Source organism: Bradyrhizobium sp. CIR18 (assembly GCF_014198295.1).
In the GTDB taxonomy this organism is placed as follows: Bacteria; Pseudomonadota; Alphaproteobacteria; order Rhizobiales; family Xanthobacteraceae; genus Bradyrhizobium.
The window spans coordinates 108,950-128,659 of the sequence record NZ_JACIHF010000003.1 but is presented as its reverse complement, the minus strand read 5'-3'; the positions used below and the strand labels follow the sequence as shown (position 1 = coordinate 128,659).

The following is a 19,710-nucleotide window of genomic DNA, read 5'->3' as shown; positions in this document are numbered from 1 at the left end:
AAGTCACTCCGCTGCCATCGCCTGCGCCCCGCCGAGCAGACGCGCATTGAGCCGGCCGCCAGAGAACAGCATGTCGTCGAGGGCTTCGTCGATATCGGCCGAGACGATCGACTTGCCGCCGTCGCGCGCCAAGCTGGCTTGCGCCAGCCGCCGCATCAGTTCCTTGATGAAGGCGCAACTCGTCCCCTCGCTGCGGCGGGCAGCCTCGATGACGATCGCGTCGTCGAGCGGCAATCCCTTGCCATAGAGGTGCACCAGCTTGCTGCGGCCATTTTCATCCGGGAGCGGCACTTCGATGGCCTGGTCGACGCGACCGGGGCGACCGGCCAGGGCAGCTTCCAGGTCCTGTGGCCGATTGGTGGTGAGAACGAAAAGGATGTCGGCATCCGGCTTCAATCCATCCATCTCGTTGAGCAGCCTGTTGAGCATGGTTTCTTCGCACGGCCCCATGTTGCGGCGGTCGCGCGCGATCAGGTCGACGTCCTCGATCACCACCATCGCGGGCTGCAGCAGCCGTGCCAGGCCCATATAGGCGCTGAGAAGGCCGATCTGCCCGGCCGTGATGATCAGGGTCGTATGTCCAGGCAGATGCGTTGCGAGATAGCGGATCGTATGGGTCTTGCCTGTGCCGGGCGGTCCGTAAAGCAGGATGCCTTTGCGCGTCGATTGTCCGAGCCGCCGCAGTTGCTCGCGCGTCCCAACGAAATTGAGCACGTTGCGTTCGAGCAGCCGCAGAGTCCGCTCCGGCAGGATCACCTCGTCGCGTCGAACGGTCGGTAGCCGGTGCACATTGATGCCGCGGGATTGGCCGCGGTAGTCGGAAGATTCCTCGAGCGACAGGATCTTGCCGCGATAGGTGCGCGCGGCCTGCACGGCGTCTTCGAGCGCGCCGAAGCAATGCTGCACCACGGCCGCCCCCGTGCTTCCAGCGGACACCATGATTTCGATCCGGATGCCGGGCTCGCGACGGGGGTCGCGGTCGGCGCTGAGCAGGACGGCATGGCGCAAGCCGTCGTGCTCGCAGAGCCACAAGCCGTTGTCGAGGCACCGCGACGGACTGCTCTCGCCGACATCGACATCGGAATATTGCAGCGGGGCGATCGCCACGGCGCTCCGATCGTCGCGGAGCAGGCGCGCAAACGACAGCGTTTCGTAGTGTTCCTCGGCAAGTCCGAACAAGTCGACGTGCGCTGCAAGCAGCTCGTCGAGGGCGGCTTGGACGTCCACTCGCATGTGGCCGGGAAACTGCCGGGTGGTCGTGACGAGCTTGCTGAGCGGAAGGCCATGGAAGTACGCGTCCAGAACCCCGAACGCATAGGCGAGTTCGCCTTCCGTTTCGTGTTCTTGGTCTTGCTCTTCCGCTTGCTCCAGCTTCTGCGCCACGGCTCACCTTTCTGTTGCAACTAGAACGAGTTTGGAACAAATAAGGAACATGAACGCGCGAGAACGTCAAGCGCTTTGACAAAGAGACCGACAGGCGCTATTTGCTTCGCATGCGAAATAAACCGGCCGACGCGCGGCATCATCGGCTGATCTACCTGCTGAGCGTTGCGCAGCGCCGGCTGCAGCGCTGGATGGCGGCGCGGCCGGAGAACGCGGTGACGCCGGCGCAGGCAGGGCTGCTGTTCATCCTCGGCAAGCAGGATGGCGTGCTGATGGGCGAGGCGGGCGCGGCGCTCGACATGGGGCCGGCGGGCATTTCCGGCCTCGTCGACCGCACCGAGGCTGCGAAATTGATCGAGCGACGGGCCGATCGCGAGGACGGGCGCGCCTGGCGCATCTTTCTGACGCCGAAGGGGCGCACCGCCCTGGCGCAGGCGAAAGCCGGGGCGGCCGAGGTCAACGCCGCCCTGACGGATGGATTCACGGCGGCCGAGATCGACATCGTCGCGCGCTGGCTGGCCAGCATTCAAAACAAGTTTCCAAGATCTTCAGAAACACGACATTCAGACCAAGGAGCAGATCAATGACCGAGCACGTCCGGATCGAGAACAATGGCGGAATTCTCACCCTCACGCTGGCGCGTCCCGACAAGAAGAACGCGCTGACCGATGCGATGTACGGCAAGCTTGCTGACAGCATCGAATCCGCCGAGTTCGATCCGTCGGCCCGCGTAATCCTGATCCGTGGCGAGGGCGACATGTTCACCGCCGGCAACGACGTCGGCGAATTCGCCGCGGTCGCGGCCGGCAAGTCCGAAGGCAGCCGCAACGTCGTGCGCTTCATCCAGTCGCTGGCGCGCTGCACCCGGCCGCTGGTCGCCGCCGTGCAGGGCCGCGCCGTCGGCGTCGGCACCACGATGCTGCTGCATTGCGATCTCGTCGTGCTCGCCGACAACGCGCAATTGTCGACGCCTTTCGTCAGCCTCGCATTGGTGCCGGAGGCCGCATCGAGCCTGCTGATGCCGGCGCGTATCGGCCATGCCCGCGCCTACGAGATGTTCGCGCTGGGCGAGACCCTACCGGCGAAGGCCGCGCTGGAATGGGGCCTCGCCAACCGCGTGGTGCCGCTCGACAAGCTCGATGCCGAGGCGCTCGCGCTGGCGCAGCGTCTTGCCCGCCAGCCGGCCGGCGCGCTCACGGCGACCAAGAAGCTGATGCGCAACGGCGAAGCACTGGTCGCGCAGATGCAGGCCGAAGGCGAGCAGTTCGCGCAGCGCCTGCGCACCGCCGAGGCGCGCGAGGCGTTTACGGCTTTTGCCGAGCGCCGTCCGCCGGATTTCACCAAGGTCGCGTGAGGGACGCGGCCCGCCAGGAGGCGCGGCGGGCACAACCGCAGGTACTTGATTAAAGTCTTAACCAAACCTTGGCATGTCGCGATGCAAGGTGGCCGCTCGTGAAGAGTAGGCCCCCGACCCATGGCAATGTTTAAGAAATCGGTAAGCTCGCTTCTCCTGACGCTGATGGCCCTCCTTGCTGCCGGCGCGCTGGCCTCGACGGCGTTCCAGATGGCCGGGGCTTTTGGCCGCTACAGCGAGAGTCTCGAGACCGAGCGGCTTGCCGCGGCCGATAAGGCGATCTTCCAGGGCGTGCTGTCGCTGCGGACCAATCGCGGCGATGCCCAGAGTGCGCTGCTCGGCGAGGACGATCCGCGCGCCAAGCTCGAAGCGGCGGAGAAGGCCGAGCAGGCCGGCTATGAGGCCGTCGGCGCTGCGCTCTCGACCGTCGACTTCGCCCGCCGCGACGAGCTCGCCGGCACGCTGAAGCAGCGCTGGAGCGAGACCGCGCCGCAATTCCAGCTGTTCTACGACGAGGCCAAGCGTCCGCGCGCCGAGCGCAAGCTTGAGCGAACCAACTCCTGGTACGATTCCGTCACCAAGGTCATCGACACCGCGAACCTCGCCTCCACGGCGGTGTCGAACCGCGCCTGGATGAACGATCCCTATATCGCACGCATGATCCAGGTCCGCCGCTTCGCCTGGCAGGTGCGCGACCGCTATGGCATCCATTGTTCGTCACTGCGCTCGAACGTCAACAGCAGCAAGCCGCTCGACGACGCCCAGAAGCGGTCGGTGGCGCAATGGGACGGCACCATCACCTCCGCATGGGCCGGCATGGCCGAGCTGCTGGCTGCGCCCGGTGTGTCGGCGGAGCTGGTCACGGCAGCGACGGACGCGAAGGCCAAGACCGATGGTGTCCTCAAGCAGATCAACGAGCTCACCAAAAATTTTGACGGCAGCGGCAAGCCGGCGCTCCCTGCGGCAGAATGGAATACGCTCTGCCAGTCACCGTTCGCGCTCATTGTCGGCGTCGCGACCAAGGCGCTGGATCAGTCGATCGCGCGTGCCGAGGCCGTTCAGGCCAAGGCTCTCACCAACCTCATGGTACAGTCGCTCGCCTTCCTGCTCGCGCTTGCCGTGACCCTGACCGGTGTGTTCGTGGTGCGCAATCGTCTGATGCGCCCGGTGCGCGCCATTCTCGACGCCATCGCCCGCATCAGCGCGCGCGACTATGCGACGCCGGTGCCGCAATCCCGGCATCCCGACGAATTCGGCACCATGGCCGCGGCGCTCGAAAGCCTGCGCGAGAGCGCGGCGACCGCCGAGCGCCTGGGCCGGGAGCGTGAATCGCAGCAGGCCTTGCAGTTGGCCCGCTCCGGTACCGTCGACGAGGCCTGCCGCAGTTTTGATGACACCGTGCAGGCGGTGATCCACAGCGTTGTGGCCTCGACGCGGGAGCTCGATGCCACCGCAACCGGCGTGCGCTCGCTGGTGTCGGAATCGAGCAGCCAGACCGCGGCGGTCTCTTCCGCCGCCGAGCAGGCCACCAACAATCTGGAGACCATCGCGGCGGCGACCGAGGAACTCTCCGCATCGGTCGGCGAGATCTCCGCGCAGGTGCAGTCGAGCGCCCGCGAGGCTCGCGAAGCCGTGTCGCAGGCCGAGCAGACCAACGCGACGGTCGAGATCCTCGACCAGACCGCAAGCCGCATCGGCGAAGTCGTCAAGATGATCAACGCCATCGCCGGCCAGACCAATCTTCTGGCCTTGAACGCCACCATCGAAGCCGCGCGCGCCGGCGAAGCGGGCCGGGGCTTTGCCGTGGTCGCGGGCGAGGTCAAGAACCTGGCCGCACAGACGGCGACGGCGACGGAAGAGATCTCGCGTCAGGTCGAGGAGATCCAGGGCGCCACTGGCCAGGCCGTGACCGCGATCCGCGCCATCGGCGGCGCCATCAGCGGCATCGACGAGAAGATGACGGCGATTGCCGCCGCCGTCGAGCAGCAGCGCGCGGCCACCACCGAGATCTCGCGCAATTTCCAGCAGGCCGCGCAGGGTACGCGCGAAGTCACCGATACCATCGGCAGCGTCGCCAGGCTCAACCAGGAGACCGGCAACGCCGGCACGGTGTTGTCGGAATCCGTCAAGAAGATGTCAGCCGACGCCGACCGCCTCCGCGTCGCGGTCGAGGGCTTTTTGGGCGCGGTCAAGACCGCGTAGTTTCGCCTCATTCTTCCAACCTGACGTCGTGGGTTCGGCATTGCCGCCGGTCCGCGCGGCGGCTACATCTGTGCCGCCGCATCAACTATGCGGCGCCAGACGTAAGACAGATCAGGGATGGAGAGTTCGATGCCGGTCACCCCACACAAGGCCCAGCGCCCGTATCGCGGCGTGTTCCCGGTCGCGCCCACCATCTTCGACGAGCGTGGTGAGCTCGACCTCGAGGGACAGCGCCGCTGCATCGATTTCATGATCGATGCCGGCTCGAACGGCCTCTGCATCCTCGCCAATTTCTCCGAGCAGTTCGTGCTCACCGATGCCGAGCGCGAGACCGTGATGCATGCGGTGCTGGAGCATGTCGCGGGCCGGGTTCCCGTGATCGTCACCACCACGCATTTCAGCTCGGCCGTCTGCGCCGCGCGCAGCCAGCAAGCCGAAGCCGCCGGCGCCGCCATGGTGATGGTGATGCCGCCCTATCATGGCGCGACGTTCCGGGTCCCTGAGAAGGGCATCGTCGAATTCTTCAAGGTGCTCTCGGGCGCCATCACCATTCCGATCATGATCCAGGATGCGCCGGTCGCGGGCACGCCGCTGTCGGTCGACCTGCTGGCGCGGCTGGCGCGCGACTTCGCCAACATCCGTTATTTCAAGATCGAGGTGCCGGGCGCGGCCTCAAAGCTACGCAGCCTGATCGAGGCGGGCGGCAAGGACATCGAGGGACCCTGGGACGGCGAGGAGGCGATCACGCTGCTCGCCGATCTCGATGCCGGTGCCACCGGTGCGATGACCGGCGGCGGCTATCCCGACGGTATCCGCCAGATCATCGATCCCTATTTCGCCGGCAAGCGCGAGGAAGCGAAGGCCGCCTATGAGCGCTGGTTGCCGCTGATCAATTACGAGAACCGTCAATGCGGCCTGATCGCCTGCAAGGCGATGATGCAGGCCGGCGGCGTGATCAAGTCGGACGCGGTGCGCCATCCGCTCCAGCCGCTGCATCCGGGCACGCGCGCGGGCCTGCTGGAACTCGCCAAGGAACGCGACGCGCTGGCGCTGCGGTGGGGGAAGTAACGGGCCAAACGCGTCGCTGTCGTAGGGTGGGCAAAGGCGCGGAGCGCTGTGCCCACCATCTTTACTGACGGCGACAGGTGGTGGGCACGCTCCGCTTTGCCCACCCTACGAAGTGAATATTTCAGCTGTCGCCCCGGGCTTTGCCGAAACGACCCCGAAGGGGAGTTGCGCGCTCGCCTCATCTCATCGGCCCCTTTCGCCTGAAGGCGTCGAATTTGCGCGATTCGAGCCGTTTCCCGCGGCCCGGCGATGAAGTAATATACGTCGCCAACCAGGCCCCGCGGAGCATCTCGAGCCATCGTGTAACACCTCTTCATAATGCCGTTATCCCGAGCCAGGTTGGCGCGAACCGACAGATCAGGGAGGCAGTGCCATGACGATGAGGCCGGACCCCACCTTTCACGCATCGCCCAGGCTTGCGATGGAAGCACCTGCGGAGAACTTTGCCTACACGTTGCTGCTCAGTCCGGATTTCTCGAAGCCGGATGCTCTCGCCGTCATCGACGTCAAGCCGGGATCGCCGACCTACAGCCAGATCGTCCACACCGTGACGATGCCCAATAAGGGCGACGAATTTCATCACTTCGGCTGGAATGCCTGCTCCTCCGCCCTGTCGCCGCTCGCCGGACACGCCTTCATCGAGCGGCGCTATCTCATCATCCCCGGAATCCGTTCGTCGCGGATCTACATCATCGATACCAAGCCAGATCCGACCAAAGCCAAGATCCACAAGATCATCGAGCCCGAGGAAATCTTCAAGAAGACCGGCTACTCGCGGCCGCACACCATCCATTGCGGGCCGGACGGCATTTACGTGAGCACGCTGGGTGGCGGCGGTAAGGACGGCACCAACGGGCCTCCAGGCGTCTTCATCATGGATTGCGAGACGTTCGAGGTCCTCGGACGATGGGAGATCGACCGTGGCCCGCAGACGCTGCATTATGACTTCTGGTGGAATCTGCCGCGCGATTACATGGTGACGAGCGAATGGGCGCTGCCGCCGCAGTTCGAGAACGGGATCGTCCCGGAGGATCTGCTGTCGAATAAATACGGCCATCGTCTCCACTTCTGGGATCTCCGCGCCCGGCGCAATGTGCAGACCATCGACCTTGGCGCCAATCATCAGATGGCGCTGGAGGTGCGGCCTGCGCACGATCCGGTTCGCGAATACGGTTTCGTGGGCGTCGTGGTCGACACCACCAATCTCGAAGCATCGATCTGGACCTGGTGGCGCGAAGGCGGGAAATTCCATGCCGAGAAGACGGCAACGATCCCGCCCGAACCCGCACCAAAGGAGAAGCTCCCGCCGCTGCTGCAGGGATTTGGCGCCGTGCCACCGCTGGTCACCGACATCGACCTGTCGATGGATGACCGGTTTCTCTACGTCTCGTGCTGGGGCACCGGTGAAATGCGCCAGTACGACGTCAGCGATCCCAGAAAGCCGAAGCTTGCGGGCTCCGTCCACATCGGCGGCATCGCACGCCGTACAGCGCATCCGAATGGCAAGGCCTTTGCGGCCGGCCCGCAAATGGTCGAGATCAGCCGCGACGGCAGGCGCGTGTACTGGACCAATTCGCTCTATTCCACCTGGGACGACCAGTTCTATCCCGATGGGGTTCCGGGTGTGGAAGTCATGGCCAATGTCGGTCGCAACGGCGGCCTCGAGCTCGACAAGGACTATTTCGTGAGCTTCCCGGACGGCTATCGTGCGCACCAGATCAGGCTGGAGGGCGGCGATTGTTCGACGGACTCCTTTTGCTACCCGTCGGTCTAGATTGGGGGCACGCGAGCCCGGCGCTTGGCTGGCTGTGGCTCGCGCTTGTTGCGAGCGGTCTCTACCACGGCGTCAATCCGGGGATGGGATGGCCGCTCGCCGTTTCGGCCGGGCTCATGGACAAGAGCCCATCCGCACTCTTCCGTGCGTTGTGGGCTCTGGCGGCCGGGCATCTCCTGGCAACATTTCTCGTGCTGCTGCCGTTCGCGTTCCTGCTCGTGCTGGTCGAGTGGCAGCGTTCGATCCAGATTGGCGCGAGCCTCCTCGTCATCGGCTTCGGCGTCTATCGGCTGATCGCGCGGCGTCATCCCCGCGCGCTGGCACGAATTCCGCCGACGCAATTGGCGCTCTGGTCATTTGCCGTCGCCATTGCTCACGGCGCCGCCTTGATGCTCGTGCCGATCTATCTCGGGCTCTGCCAGGCTTTCGAATTCGATGCCGGCCATGAGGCGGCGGGCGCGCTGATGAAGACAAGTCTTATCGAGACAAGTCTTTTTAAGACAAGTCTTGGGATGGCGGTGCTGGTGTCGCTGGTGCACGTCGCCGCCATGGTCGGCGCCGGCGGATGTCTGGCGTGGCTGGTCTACCGCCATCTGGGATTGAGGTTCGTCTCGCGAAGCTGGTTCAATCTGGATGCAGTCTGGGCGGCCAGCCTCGTTCTGGTTGGCGCGGTGGCGCTCGGCTTGAATCTTGCGAGCTGGCGCTGAGGTCTATCGCGCCAGCGGCCACTCGTCGACGATGTGGAATCTTGCCGACGCATCATCCTGCCGAAACAGCGCGATGCGGTCGATCGCCAGCGTCTCGATCCCCAGCGCCGCAAACCGCGTCCGCAGCATCTCCAGGATCGGCCTGCGGCGCTCGGCATCCAGCCGCCCGGTCAGCGTCATGTGGAAGCGGAATTCTTCCATCACGTAAGGGTAGCCCCAGCGGGCGAGATAGTCGCGCTGACGTTCGCTCAGCTTCTCGGGTTTGCGTCGCGCGCGGTCGTCCGCCGACAGCGCGGCGCGGAAGGAATCGAGATCGCGGACGCAATCTGCGGCGAGTTGCTGCAGCGCCTCGACCGGCTCGGCTGGAATGACGGCGATGAAGCCGCTGATGGAATCGACCACCGGCCGGATCACGGGAAGCGGCCGAGGCTTGCCGGCGAATGCGGCGCAGGCGGCCATCAGCTCCGCTTCGGTCCTGCCTGATACGAGCGCCATCGGCGCCTTCAGCGTGGCGTGAAAGCCGTATTTGCGGGGATCGGCGCTGACGTCACGCCAGTCCGGCGCGACGCGCAATGCGTCGGCGGGAAAGGCCAGTTCGTTGCCAGTGTAGGCATCGTAGCCGAGCAGTTCGGCGCCGAAGCGGGAGAGGGCGCTATCACTGCCGGCGGCAAAATAGATCGCGTAGCGGGGGAAACCTGTCATCGCCTCAGCATAACCAATTTAGGCCGCGGCGACAGTCTCGCGCTGCGTCGCCATAGCAGTGAGCAGCCGCGTCGCATCGGTGAGATGGACAAGCTTTCCGCCCGCGATCACCGCAATCAGCCGTGGCCGCAGCGGCACGGTGTCGTCGACCAGCAGAATATCGGCGCGGCGTCCTTCCGCGAGCACGCCGCGATCGGCAAGACCGGTGGCGCGCGCCGGGCCGGCGGAGACCAGATTCCAGGCGTCCGTCAGCGGCAGCACGCCGTCGGCGGCGAGGCGGAACGCTGCGAGCAGCTGCGCAGGATAATAATAGTCCGAGGCCAGCACGGAACAGAGCCCCTTGGCGATCATGTCGGAGGCCTTGGTCCAGCCGGTGTGGCTGCCGCCGCGCACGACGTTGGGCGCGCCGTAGACGATGGCGTCGCCGTGGCTTGCCGCCGCCCGCGCCGTCTCCTCGTTGATCGGAAACTCCGCGATGTCAGCGCCGAGATCGCGAAACTCCTGGCGCATTGCCGGCGTCGCATCATCGTGCGAGAGCATCCGCACCTCGGCCGCGCGGGCTGCGGCGGCCAGACGCGCAACCGAAGCCGGCACCTCGTCGGCGCGCGAGACCACACGTTCGACCAGCCGGTCGAATTCCTCAGCTGAAAGCCCCGTGCGCTCGACCATACGGTTGCGCTTGCGCGGCTTGGCCATGTCGGCGACGGTGCCATCCATGTGGTCGTTGAAAGCGAACAGATCGACGCGGCCCTCGGTGAGCCATTGGCTGATCTCGGCCTCGGCGTCGAGATTGTAGGTTTCGTGCCGCAGGTGGAAGCGGGTGTCGGCGGCGAATTGCGGACGCTGCCGCTCGATGGCCTCCATCAGGCCGCGCGCATTGCCGGCGCTGCGCAGGCCCGGCTCCCACGAGCAGGTCGTGGCGTGAAACACCGTGGTGATGCCGTTGCTGATCGCCTGTCGGTCACTGTCGGCGAGCGCGACATCGATCGGGAAGTCGACGCCGGCGCGCGGCATCATCTGCCGCTCGAAGGCATCGCCATGCAGGTCAACGATGCCGGGGAGCACCAGCAGGTTGCGCGCATCGATCGCCAGCCGCGCCCGGCCCCGTGAAGCATCGATCTGGGCGATGTCCTGTCCGGACACCGCCAATGACGATTCGACGACCTCAGTGCCGATCAGGGCCCGGCCGCCTTCAAGGAAAATGTCTGTCACGCGACCGCGTTTCGTTTGCTGGTAAGGGATCTGGTCTGGGGAGTCGCCCGTGCTTCGTATGTCGCGAGAAAATCTTCAATCCCGAGCTTGCGGAAATCGGGCAGCGCTTCGCGCAATTTGTCGTGATCCCAGTCCCACCAGGCGAGCCGCGCGAGCCGTCCGGCGATCTCTTCCGAGAACCGCCGCCGCACGATGCGGGCTGGATTGCCGGCGACGATGGTGTAGGCCGGCACGTCCTTGGTGACGATGGCGCCGGCCGCGATCACCGCGCCGGTGCCGATGTTGCGGCCCGGCAGCACGATCGCGCCGTGGCCGATCCAGACGTCGTGGCCGATATGGACGTGGTGCTGCCGCCGCCAGTCGAAGAACTCGGCATCGTCGCTCTCGCCGTCGAAGTAGGCGCTGGAGCGATAGGTGAAATGCGCCTGCGTCGCGCGGTGCATCGGGTGATTGCCGGGATTGATGCGCGTCATCGCCGCGATCGAGCAGAATTTTCCGACGGTGGTGTAGGTGATCTGGGAATCGTTCACGACATAGGAGTAATCGCCCATCGCGACGTCGTGCAGGATGGTGCGCGCGCCGACCTCGGTATAGGCGCCGAGCCTGGTCTCGTGCAGCTTGGCCGAGGGGTCGACGGTCGGCTGGACCGAGAGAATCTTGGCGGCCATGTTGCATCCGATGCGCGAGGGCGGGCGTTCCTCTTCGAGCGGCTTGATGACGATGTCATGACATGGCGATGACAGGGGATGAGCTGTGTAGGATCGCCGCACCGCAACGCCCGTGTCACACAAGTGTCAAGCGCGGGCGTTAGCGGTTGGCTCCAGCTAATCTGGAGTCCCGCATGCTGGTGGTGGAAGGTCTGACGTGTCGCTTCGGCGCGAAAGCCGCGGTGGACGACGCTTCGTTTCAAATCTCCCCCGGCGGCTTCGTCGGTGTGATCGGACGGTCCGGCGCCGGCAAGTCGACGCTGCTGCGAACCATCAATCGTCTCGCGACGCCGACGCAGGGGCGCATCCTGTTTGACGGCATCGACGTCACCGCGCTGCGCGGCAAGGAGCTACGGCAGTGGCGGGCGCGGTCGGCCATGATCTTCCAGCAGTTCAACCTGGTTGGCCGGCTCGATGTCCTCACCAACGTCCTGATGGGACGCCTTGCGACGATGCCGGCCTGGCGCTCACTGTCGCAAGTGTGGCCCGAGCAGGACAAGGCGCTGGCGATGTCGGCGCTCGAACAGTTCGACATCGCATCGCTCGCCGCCCAGCGTGCCGACCAGCTCTCCGGCGGCCAGCAGCAGCGCGTCGCGATCGCGCGTGCGCTGGTGCAGCAGCCCGACATCATCCTCGCCGACGAGCCGATCGCATCGCTCGATCCGCGCAACACCAAGATCGTGATGGATGCGCTGCTGCGCATCAACAAGCATTTCGGCATCACCGTGCTCTGCAATTTGCATTCGCTCGATCTCGCCCGCAGCTATTGCGACCGCCTGATCGGCATGGCGGCGGGCCGGGTGGTGTTCGACGGCGCGCCGTCCGCGCTGACCGAGCACGTTGCGCGTGAGCTCTACGATCTCGAAGCCGCCGACGTCATGGGCACCGTGCCCGTCCCGGCGCCCGAGGGCGTCCCGGCGCTCGGAACCGCCGCGGCCGCCTGAGCCGCGCCACCTGTTTTGTTGCCAGTTTTGCGTCCACCGACCCCAACGGATGAAGAGGGTATCATGATCACTCGCAGATTAATTCTTGCCGGCGCCGCCGCGCTCGCGTTCACCGCCTCCGCCTCCGCCGACGATTGGAAGGCGAAATATCCCGAATTGACCTTTGCGGTCGTCCCGGCCGAGAACGCCTCCGGCGTCACCGAGCGCTGGGCGCCGTTCGTGAACTATCTCTCCAAGGAACTGGGCGTGAAGGTCACGCTGCGCATCGCCAACGACTACGCCGCCGTCATCGAGGGCCAGCGCGCCGGCAACATCCACATCGCCAGCTACGGTTCGGCCTCGTTCGCCCGCGCCCGCCTGACCGGCGTCAAGTCCGACGCCTTCGCCAACGACATCAATGCCGACGGCTCGACCGGCTATTACTCGGTGTTCTTCGTCAAGGCGAGCAGCGCCTACAAGAAGGTCGACGATCTCAAGGGCAAGAATCTCGGCCTCGTCGATCCGAACTCGACCTCCGGCAACAACGTGCCGCGCTTCGAGCTGGACAAGATGGGCATCCCCGATGCCGACGGCTATTTCGGCAAGGTCGTCTTCACCGGCAGCCACGAGAACGCAATGCTGGCGCTGTCGCAGGGCACGGTCGACGTCGCCGCCAACCAGTGGACCAGCGACGACGATTCCACGCTGGCGCAGATGCTGACCAAGGGCATGCTGAAGAATGCCGACGGTTCGGCGATGAAGAAGGACGACTTCCGCATCATCCACAAGTCGGCGCCGATCATCAACGGCCCCTATGCCTACAATTCCGACCTGCCGGAAGACGCCAAGGCCGCCATCGCGAAGGCGTTCTTCGACGCACCGGCCAAGGACAAGGCCGCGTTCGACCGCCTCTCCGACGGCCAGAAGAAGGGCTTTCATCCCGCTACCACCAAGGACTGGGATGGCACGATCGAGCTGATCAAGTTCGTCGATGCGCTGCGTAAGAAGAAGGCGTCCTGATCTCTGGGCGATGCAACTGGAGCCGGGTCCCTGGACCCGGCTCTTTCTTTGACGGAACTCATCTCAGGCCGATGACAACAGCGGTTTCGATCCTCCCCGAGCAGCAGCTTGCCGTGCTCAACGCCGCTTATCGCCAGGCGGTCGGGCGCAGGCGGCTCCGCCTGCTGTTGGGGATCGCGGTCTTCGGCGCCGCGCTGGCTCTCGCGGGAATCGGCGCGGAGGTGAATCTGCGCACGCTCTTCACCTATTTCGGCAATTTCATCAGCTATTTCGATCGCATCCTCACGCTCGACAACGGCCAGCGCGTCTGGACCGATGTCGGCGAGTGGCTCTGGGGCTGGCGCAAATGGCTGAAGATGCTCGGCGAGACGCTGCTGATCTCCTATGTCGGCACGCTGATCGGCGCGACCTTGGCATTTTGCCTGAATTTCTTCGCGGCTGAAAACACCTCGCCCGCACCCTGGCTGCGCTTCGTCGTCCGGCGCCTGCTCGAGTTCGCCCGCACCGTTCCGGGCATCGTCTTCGCGCTGATCTTCGTGATCGCCTTCGGGCTCGGACCGATGGCGGGTGTGCTCGCGATCGCGATCCACTCCACCGGCGCGCTCGGAAAGCTGTTCTCGGAAATCGTCGAGAACGCCGACATGAAGCCGGTCGAAGGCATCCGCTCGACCGGCGCGAGCTGGCTGTCCTGCATGCGGTTCGCCGTCGTGCCGCAGGTGACCGCGGGTTATGCGAGCTACGCGCTGCTGCGCTTCGAGATCAACGTCCGTGAAGCCTCCGTGATGGGCTTCGTCGGTGCCGGCGGCATCGGCCAGGAGCTCGTCGTCGCGATCCGCAAATTCTACTATTCGGACGTCAGCGCGATCCTGCTGACCATCATCGTCACCGTCTTCATCATCGACATCAGCACCGGTTGGCTGCGCGGCCGCCTGTTCGGCAAGGAGGCGCGGACGTGACGAGGCGGCAAGCGGTCGACACGCGAGAGCTTCGCGCGCGCTATCCCGACGTGTTCGACCGGCCGGCCTCGGCGCGGCTTGCCACACCCGCGATGATCGTCGCGGCGTTCGCGGTCCTCGTTTATGGCCTCGTCGATCTCGACTTCTCGCCGTCGCGCTTCTTCGCAGGTCTCGGCCAGCTCGGCTGGATCACCTTGATGATGATCCCGCCCGATCCCGGCTCCTCACTGCCGATCTATCTGAAGGCGCTCGGCGAGACGCTGTCGATCGCGCTGCTCGGCACGACGCTGGCGGCTGTCTTCGCGCTTCCGGTCAGCCTGCTCGCGGCGCGCAACGTGGTGCCGTCGAAGCTGTTGCGCTTTCCTGTCCGCCGCGTCCTGGATTCGATCCGCGGCGTCGACACCCTGATCTGGGCGCTGGTGTGGATCAACGTCGTCGGGCTCGGCCCGTTCGCCGGCGTGCTCGCCATTGCGGTGTCGGATTTCGGCGCCTTCGGCAAGCTGTTCTCGGAGGCGATCGAGGGCGCCGACCAGAAGCAGGTCGAGGGCATCCGCGCCTCCGGCGGCAGTCCGCTGCACGAGATCCGCTTCGGGCTGTTGCCGCAGGTCCTGCCCGTGATCGCCGGCCAGGTGCTCTATTTCATCGAATCCAACACCCGCTCGGCCACCATCATCGGCATCGTCGGTGCCGGCGGCATCGGCCTGCAGCTCGCCGAGCAGATCCGCGTGCTGGAATGGCAGAAGGTGTCGTTCCTGATCCTGATGATCCTGGTCGCGGTCGCCGCGATCGATTTCATCTCGGGCAAGCTGCGCTTTGCGATCATTGGGCGCAGGGCCGTGGCCTGATCAAAAGTGCCGTAGGGTGGGCAAAGCGCAGCGTGCCCACGATTTTTAATGATCGAGAAAGATCGTGGGCACGGCGCGATGTGCGCCTTTGCCCACCCTACGGCTCCGGTTTCTTTGGAGAGAGCCCCTACGACTCCACCAGAAACTCCACCCGTTCCGCGGCAAACCGCGAATGCTTGGTCATCAGCGGCTTGCCGTCGAGATCGTGGTCGGTGGCATCGACCACCAGGATCGGCCGTCCGAGCGCGAGATCGAGCCGGGCCGCGTCGGTTGCGTCGACGATGCCGGCGGTGATCCGGGTCGCGCCGCGGCGATAGTCGCGCACCCCGTAATGCTCCAGGAGCTTCGTCATCGAGCGCGTCGCCGCGAACACGGCACCGGCGCCGGGAAACAATTCCGCCGACAGCCATGTGGTGGAGACGCAGATCGGCGTGCGGTCGGCAAGGCGAATCGCCTCGATCCGCACCAAGGGCGCGCCGGCCTTCAGGCCGAGCTCGCGCGCCAGCTCGCGGGTCGCGACATCGTCGGTCGCCTCGATCAACTGACCGCGCGGCTCGCGGCCACCGGCGCCGACGATCTCGGAGAAGCGCGTGCGCGAGCGCAGGGGATAGGCGAGCTTCTGCGCTTCGACATAAGTTCCGCTGCCGCGCTCGGCGCGCACGAGGCCGCGCTCGGCGAGGGCCGCCAGCGCGCGTCGCACGGTGTGGCGGTTCACCCGATAGGTTTCGGCGATCTCCATCTCGCCCGGCAACTTGTCGCCGGCCGCGAAACGGCCGTCGGCGATGCCGCGCTCGATGCCGTCGGCAACGAGGCGCCATAGCGCGACGCCGGACGACGCAGTGTCTTGCATGCTCATATCGCCGGCCAGCCTAGCCCAGAAATCATGCACTTGTCACGAAACAGTCATGGCGCTCCCGTATGAAGTTGTCTATTATCATAGACAACTTCAGCGCGGCAAGTTCTGTCAAAGGTTCGGTGAATCAGGTGACCCTGCACAACAACCAGCAAGCCCAGCGCCAGGCCGCCATGGCCGTGCTGGCGCACGCGGAGGCGGGCGAGATCGCCGCCCGCCTCCGCAACTTGGCGCTCCCGGCCCATCAGGATCTGCGCGCGCCCGAAAACGGTCTCGTCATGCTGCGCGGCCGGGTCGGCGGCGACGGCGCGCCGTTCAATCTCGGTGAAGCCACGGTGTCGCGCGCCGCGGTGCGGCTTGCGAGCGGCGAGGTCGGATTCGGCTACACGCTCGGGCGCGACGGCGAGAAAGCGCGGCTGATCGCTTTGTGCGACGCCCTGGTGCAGTCGAGGGATTTTGGCGGAGTGGTGGAGCGGGACGTTATCGCCCCGTTGCGTGAGCAGCTTATGGCTGGCCGCGCGCAGGCGGCGGCCGAGACCGCTGCGACGAAGGTTGATTTCTACACCATGGTGCGCGGTGAGGGGTGAGATCATGACCACGATTGCGGAACTGCCGCCGGGCTTCGCCGACAAGGTGCTGTCGGCGCAATCGACCTTTCGCTCGGTCATGGACGCGATGGCGCGGCCGGGCTCGGTCCAGCGCATCGTACCGGGGGCGGGGGCGCCCGACAGGATGATGCGCGGCACGGCCGCGATCGCGCTGACGCTGTTCGATCACGACACGCCGCTCTGGCTCGACGCGCGGCTGGCGGAGAGCCCGAACGTGGTGAAATGGCTGAAGTTTCACACCGGCGCGCCCGTGGTGCAGGATTCCTCGATCGCGAGTTTTGCGCTGATCAGCGACGGCGGTGCGCTGCCGCCGCTCGAACGCTTCGCGCTCGGAACCAGCGAATATCCGGATCGGTCCACCACGGTGATCCTGCAGGTCGATAGCCTCGACTCCGGACGGAGCTTCGAGCTGCGCGGCCCCGGCATCGACGGCACCGCCATGCTCAATGCGTCGATCAAGCCGTTCGATCTGTTCGAGCGTATGCACATCAACGAGGCGCTGTTTCCGCGCGGCATCGATGTGGTGCTGGTGGCCGATGACGCCGTGGTCGCGATCCCCCGCACCACGCGAATCGTGAGCAAGGGAAGCTAGAAGCATGTATGTCGCAGTCAAAGGCGGCGAACGCGCCATCGAGAACGCCCATCGCCTGCTCGCAGACAAGCGGCGCGGCGACCAAGGCGTTCCGGAGGTCACGCTCGACCAGATCTCGGAGCAGCTTGGCCTCGCCGTGGACCGCGTCATGAGCGAAGGCTCGCTCTATGACCGCGAGCTCGCGGCCCTCGCGATCAAGCAGGCGCGCGGCGATCTGATCGAGGCGATCTTCCTGGTTCGCGCCTTCCGCGCCACGATGCCGCGTTTCGGCGCGAGCGAGCCGGTCGACACCGGCGCGATGCGCGTGCAGCGGCGGGTGTCCTCGACCTTCAAGGACATTCCCGGCGGGCAGATCCTCGGGCCGACCTTCGACTACACCCATCGCCTGCTCGATCCCGCGCTCGCCGAAGGCTTCGTGCCGGAGGCGCCGGCAACGGCGGAAGCCTCGACGGCGCCGACGCCGCGCGTGACCGACATCCTCGGCCGCGACGGACTGATCGAATCCTCTCCGCAGGCCGAGGACGGCGCCAGCGTCGGCGATCTCACCCGCGAGCCGCTGAACTTTCCTGCGGACCGTGATTTGCGCCTGCAGAATCTCGCACGTGGTGACGAAGGATTTTTGCTGGCGATGGGCTATTCCACCCAGCGCGGCTATGGCCGCAACCATCCCTTCGCCGGCGAGATCCGCTTCGGCGAGGTCGAGGTGGAATTTTCGGCGGAAGACGTCGGCTTCGCCGTGCCGCTCGGCTCGATCGAGCTCACCGAGTGCCAGATGGTCAACCAGTTCAAGGGCTCCGCGACCGAAGCGCCGTGCTTCACCCGCGGCTATGGCCTCGCCTTCGGCCAGAGCGAGCGCAAGACCATGTCGATGGCCCTGGTCGACCGCGCGCTGCGTGCCCGCGAGCTCGGCGAGGAGGCACTCGCCCCCGCGCAAGATGAAGAATTCGTGATGTCGCATTCGGACAACGTCCAGGCCACCGGCTTCGTCGAGCATCTGAAGCTGCCGCATTATGTCGACTTCCAGTCCGAGCTCGGCCTGCTCCGCAAGCTGCGCAAGGAATTCACTGACGCCCAGGCGCCTGATGCCATGAAGGAGGCCGCGGAATGAACGCGCCCGCCTACAATTTCGCCTATCTCGACGAGCAGACCAAGCGGATGATCCGCCGCGCGATCCTGAAGGCGATCGCGATTCCCGGCTATCAGGTGCCGTTCGCCAGCCGCGAGATGCCGATGCCCTATGGCTGGGGCACCGGCGGCGTGCAGGTCACCGCCGCGATCCTCGGTCCCGCCGACGTGCTGAAGGTGATCGACCAGGGCTCCGACGACACCACCAACGCGATCTCGATCCGGAAATTCTTCGCCAAGACCGCGGGCGTTGCCACGACGACCGCAACTGACGAAGCGACGGTGATCCAGACCCGCCACCGCATCCCCGAGGCGACGCTGCACGCAAACCAGGTGCTGGTCTATCAGGTGCCGATCCCGGAGCCGCTGCGCTTCCTCGAGCCGCGGGAGACCGAGACGCGGCGCATGCACGCGCTCGCCGAATACGGCCTGATGCATGTGAAGCTCTATGAGGACATCGCCCGCTTCGGCCACATCGCCACCGCCTACGCCTATCCGGTCAAGGTCAATGCGCGCTACGTGATGGATCCGTCGCCGACGCCGAAATTCGACAATCCCAAGATGGACAATTGCCCGGCGTTGCAATTGTTCGGCGCCGGCCGCGAGAAGCGCATCTATGCGATCCCGCCTTACACGAAGGTGGTGTCGCTCGATTTCGAGGATCATCCGTTCGAGCCCTATCGCTTCAACGCGCCCTGCGCGCTGTGCGGCGCGGAGAATTCCTATCTCGACGAGATCGTCACCGACGACAAGGGCGGACGGATGTTCGTGTGCTCGGACACCGACTATTGCGAGAGCCGCCAGGCCGCCGGTCATCACGGCAGCCTCGGCGCCGCGCCGTACAAGGAGAAGGCGCAAGGAGGCACCAATGGTTGATCACGCCGCGCTCGAAAACGATCAGCCGCTGCTGGTCGCGACCTCCCTCAGCAAATCCTTCGGCCGTATCGCCGCGTGCCGTGACGTCTCCTTCGCGCTGTATCCCGGCGAAGTGCTGGCAATCGTCGGCGAATCCGGTTCGGGCAAGTCGACGCTGCTGCAACTGCTGTCGGGCCAACTCGCGGCCAGCGGCGGCCACGTGTCCTATCGGATGCGCGACGGTGTCGCCCGCGATCTCGCCACGCTCGGCGAAGCCGAGCGGCGCTTCCTGTATCGTACCGACTGGGGTTTTGTGCATCAGGATCCTGCCCAGGGCCTGCGCATGGCGGTCTCGGCCGGCGCCAATGTCGGCGAGCGGCTGATGGCGGTTGGTTGGAATCACTATGGCCGCATCCGCGAGACCGCGTCCGACTGGCTCACCCGTGTCGAGATCGACACCGCCCGCATCGACGATGCACCGCGGACCTATTCCGGCGGCATGCGCCAGCGTCTCCAGATCGCGCGCAACCTCGTCACCGAACCGCGGTTGGTGTTCATGGACGAGCCGACCGGCGGACTCGACGTGTCCGTGCAGGCGCGCCTGCTCGACCTCCTGCGCAGCCTCGTCGCCGAGCTGCACCTCGCGGTCATCATCGTCACCCACGACCTCGCGGTGGCGCGGCTGCTCTCGCACCGCGTGATGGTGATGAAGGGCGGCCGCGTCATCGAGACCGGTCTCACCGACCAGGTTCTCGACGATCCCCGCGAGCCCTATACGCAACTTCTCGTCTCCTCGATCCTGCCGCCATGAACCTTTCAATATG

20 protein-coding genes are annotated in these 19,710 nt (G+C 65.6%); 15 read left to right on the top strand and 5 right to left on the bottom strand.

Features of this window, described 5'->3' with window-relative positions; genetic code table 11:
• Window positions 1-3: 3 nt before the first annotated feature.
• On the bottom strand, window positions 4-1,383 hold the full coding sequence (locus tag GGD65_RS13570; protein ID WP_312017703.1) for an ATP-binding protein: 1,380 nt from the start codon (window positions 1,381-1,383) through the stop codon (window positions 4-6).
• 110 nt (window positions 1,384-1,493) lie between these two features.
• Between GGD65_RS13570 and GGD65_RS13565 the strand changes: the two genes are divergently transcribed.
• The 6 genes from GGD65_RS13565 (at window position 1,494) to GGD65_RS13540 (ending at window position 8,488) form a co-directional block, all read left to right on the top strand.
• On the top strand, window positions 1,494-1,970 hold the full coding sequence (locus tag GGD65_RS13565) for a MarR family winged helix-turn-helix transcriptional regulator (RefSeq protein WP_183235586.1): 477 nt from the start codon (window positions 1,494-1,496) through the stop codon (window positions 1,968-1,970).
• Window positions 1,967-2,737, top strand: coding sequence for an enoyl-CoA hydratase (locus tag GGD65_RS13560; protein WP_183235585.1), 771 nt, complete (start codon window positions 1,967-1,969; stop codon window positions 2,735-2,737). Before GGD65_RS13565 ends, GGD65_RS13560 begins: the two co-directional genes overlap by 4 nt.
• A gap of 120 nt (window positions 2,738-2,857) precedes the next feature.
• Entirely contained in the window at window positions 2,858-4,939 is a 2,082-nt protein-coding gene (locus GGD65_RS13555) for a methyl-accepting chemotaxis protein (RefSeq protein ID WP_018321212.1), read from the top strand.
• A 129-nt stretch (window positions 4,940-5,068) separates the two neighbouring features.
• Window positions 5,069-6,007, top strand: a complete 939-nt coding sequence (locus tag GGD65_RS13550; RefSeq protein ID WP_183235584.1) for a dihydrodipicolinate synthase family protein — start codon at window positions 5,069-5,071, stop codon at window positions 6,005-6,007.
• A gap of 373 nt (window positions 6,008-6,380) precedes the next feature.
• On the top strand, window positions 6,381-7,781 hold the full coding sequence (locus GGD65_RS13545) for a selenium-binding protein SBP56-related protein (RefSeq protein ID WP_018321214.1): 1,401 nt from the start codon (window positions 6,381-6,383) through the stop codon (window positions 7,779-7,781).
• Between the two features lie 83 nt (window positions 7,782-7,864).
• Window positions 7,865-8,488, top strand: coding sequence for a hypothetical protein (locus GGD65_RS13540; protein WP_246783288.1), 624 nt, complete (start codon window positions 7,865-7,867; stop codon window positions 8,486-8,488).
• A 3-nt stretch (window positions 8,489-8,491) separates the two neighbouring features.
• Here GGD65_RS13540 and GGD65_RS13535 read toward each other — a convergent pair whose 3' ends face one another.
• Genes GGD65_RS13535 through GGD65_RS13525 form a run of 3 tightly spaced genes read right to left on the bottom strand, consistent with a single transcriptional unit; the run spans window position 8,492 to window position 11,070 of the window.
• On the bottom strand, window positions 8,492-9,190 hold the full coding sequence (locus GGD65_RS13535; protein ID WP_183235582.1) for a DUF1045 domain-containing protein: 699 nt from the start codon (window positions 9,188-9,190) through the stop codon (window positions 8,492-8,494).
• Between the two features lie 18 nt (window positions 9,191-9,208).
• Window positions 9,209-10,402 carry an alpha-D-ribose 1-methylphosphonate 5-triphosphate diphosphatase gene (locus GGD65_RS13530; RefSeq protein WP_183235581.1) on the bottom strand — a complete coding sequence of 398 codons (1,194 nt, stop codon included), beginning with the start codon at window positions 10,400-10,402 and terminating at the stop codon, window positions 9,209-9,211.
• Complete coding sequence (locus GGD65_RS13525; protein WP_183235580.1) at window positions 10,399-11,070, bottom strand: chloramphenicol acetyltransferase; 672 nt, start codon at window positions 11,068-11,070, stop codon at window positions 10,399-10,401. The genes GGD65_RS13530 and GGD65_RS13525 overlap by 4 nt, the downstream gene beginning before the upstream one ends.
• Window positions 11,071-11,243: 173 nt before the next feature.
• Here GGD65_RS13525 and phnC point away from each other — a divergent pair, with 173 nt between their 5' ends.
• The 4 genes from phnC to phnE (GGD65_RS13505) all read left to right on the top strand — a co-directional run bounded on the left by phnC (window position 11,244) and on the right by phnE (GGD65_RS13505) (window position 14,853).
• Window positions 11,244-12,053, top strand: coding sequence for a phosphonate ABC transporter ATP-binding protein (gene phnC, locus GGD65_RS13520; protein ID WP_018321219.1), 810 nt, complete (start codon window positions 11,244-11,246; stop codon window positions 12,051-12,053).
• A gap of 63 nt (window positions 12,054-12,116) precedes the next feature.
• Window positions 12,117-13,052: a phosphonate ABC transporter substrate-binding protein gene (gene phnD / locus GGD65_RS13515; RefSeq protein WP_018321220.1), complete on the top strand. Its 936-nt coding sequence runs from the start codon at window positions 12,117-12,119 to the stop codon at window positions 13,050-13,052.
• A 71-nt stretch (window positions 13,053-13,123) separates the two neighbouring features.
• Window positions 13,124-14,008, top strand: coding sequence for a phosphonate ABC transporter, permease protein PhnE (phnE, locus tag GGD65_RS13510; RefSeq protein WP_018321221.1), 885 nt, complete (start codon window positions 13,124-13,126; stop codon window positions 14,006-14,008).
• The gene (gene phnE / locus GGD65_RS13505; RefSeq protein WP_183235579.1) at window positions 14,005-14,853 is read left to right on the top strand and encodes a phosphonate ABC transporter, permease protein PhnE; all 849 of its coding nucleotides are present in this window, start codon (window positions 14,005-14,007) and stop codon (window positions 14,851-14,853) included. Before phnE (GGD65_RS13510) ends, phnE (GGD65_RS13505) begins: the two co-directional genes overlap by 4 nt.
• A gap of 127 nt (window positions 14,854-14,980) precedes the next feature.
• Here the strand turns inward: phnE (GGD65_RS13505) and phnF are convergent, their stop codons facing one another.
• Window positions 14,981-15,709: a phosphonate metabolism transcriptional regulator PhnF gene (gene phnF, locus GGD65_RS13500; RefSeq protein ID WP_018321223.1), complete on the bottom strand. Its 729-nt coding sequence runs from the start codon at window positions 15,707-15,709 to the stop codon at window positions 14,981-14,983.
• Window positions 15,710-15,879: 170 nt separating this feature from the next.
• Here phnF and phnG point away from each other — a divergent pair, with 170 nt between their 5' ends.
• Genes phnG through phnK form a run of 5 tightly spaced genes read left to right on the top strand, consistent with a single transcriptional unit; the run spans window position 15,880 to window position 19,697 of the window.
• Window positions 15,880-16,293, top strand: a complete 414-nt coding sequence (phnG, locus tag GGD65_RS13495) for a phosphonate C-P lyase system protein PhnG (protein ID WP_049815035.1) — start codon at window positions 15,880-15,882, stop codon at window positions 16,291-16,293.
• A gap of 4 nt (window positions 16,294-16,297) precedes the next feature.
• On the top strand, window positions 16,298-16,906 hold the full coding sequence (gene phnH / locus GGD65_RS13490; RefSeq protein ID WP_183235578.1) for a phosphonate C-P lyase system protein PhnH: 609 nt from the start codon (window positions 16,298-16,300) through the stop codon (window positions 16,904-16,906).
• A gap of 4 nt (window positions 16,907-16,910) precedes the next feature.
• Window positions 16,911-18,014: a carbon-phosphorus lyase complex subunit PhnI gene (locus tag GGD65_RS13485; protein ID WP_183235577.1), complete on the top strand. Its 1,104-nt coding sequence runs from the start codon at window positions 16,911-16,913 to the stop codon at window positions 18,012-18,014.
• Window positions 18,011-18,907, top strand: coding sequence for an alpha-D-ribose 1-methylphosphonate 5-phosphate C-P-lyase PhnJ (locus GGD65_RS13480; RefSeq protein ID WP_183235576.1), 897 nt, complete (start codon window positions 18,011-18,013; stop codon window positions 18,905-18,907). The genes GGD65_RS13485 and GGD65_RS13480 overlap by 4 nt, the downstream gene beginning before the upstream one ends.
• On the top strand, window positions 18,900-19,697 hold the full coding sequence (gene phnK / locus GGD65_RS13475; RefSeq protein ID WP_179738305.1) for a phosphonate C-P lyase system protein PhnK: 798 nt from the start codon (window positions 18,900-18,902) through the stop codon (window positions 19,695-19,697). The genes GGD65_RS13480 and phnK overlap by 8 nt, the downstream gene beginning before the upstream one ends.
• The last annotated feature ends 13 nt before the right edge of the window (window positions 19,698-19,710 follow it).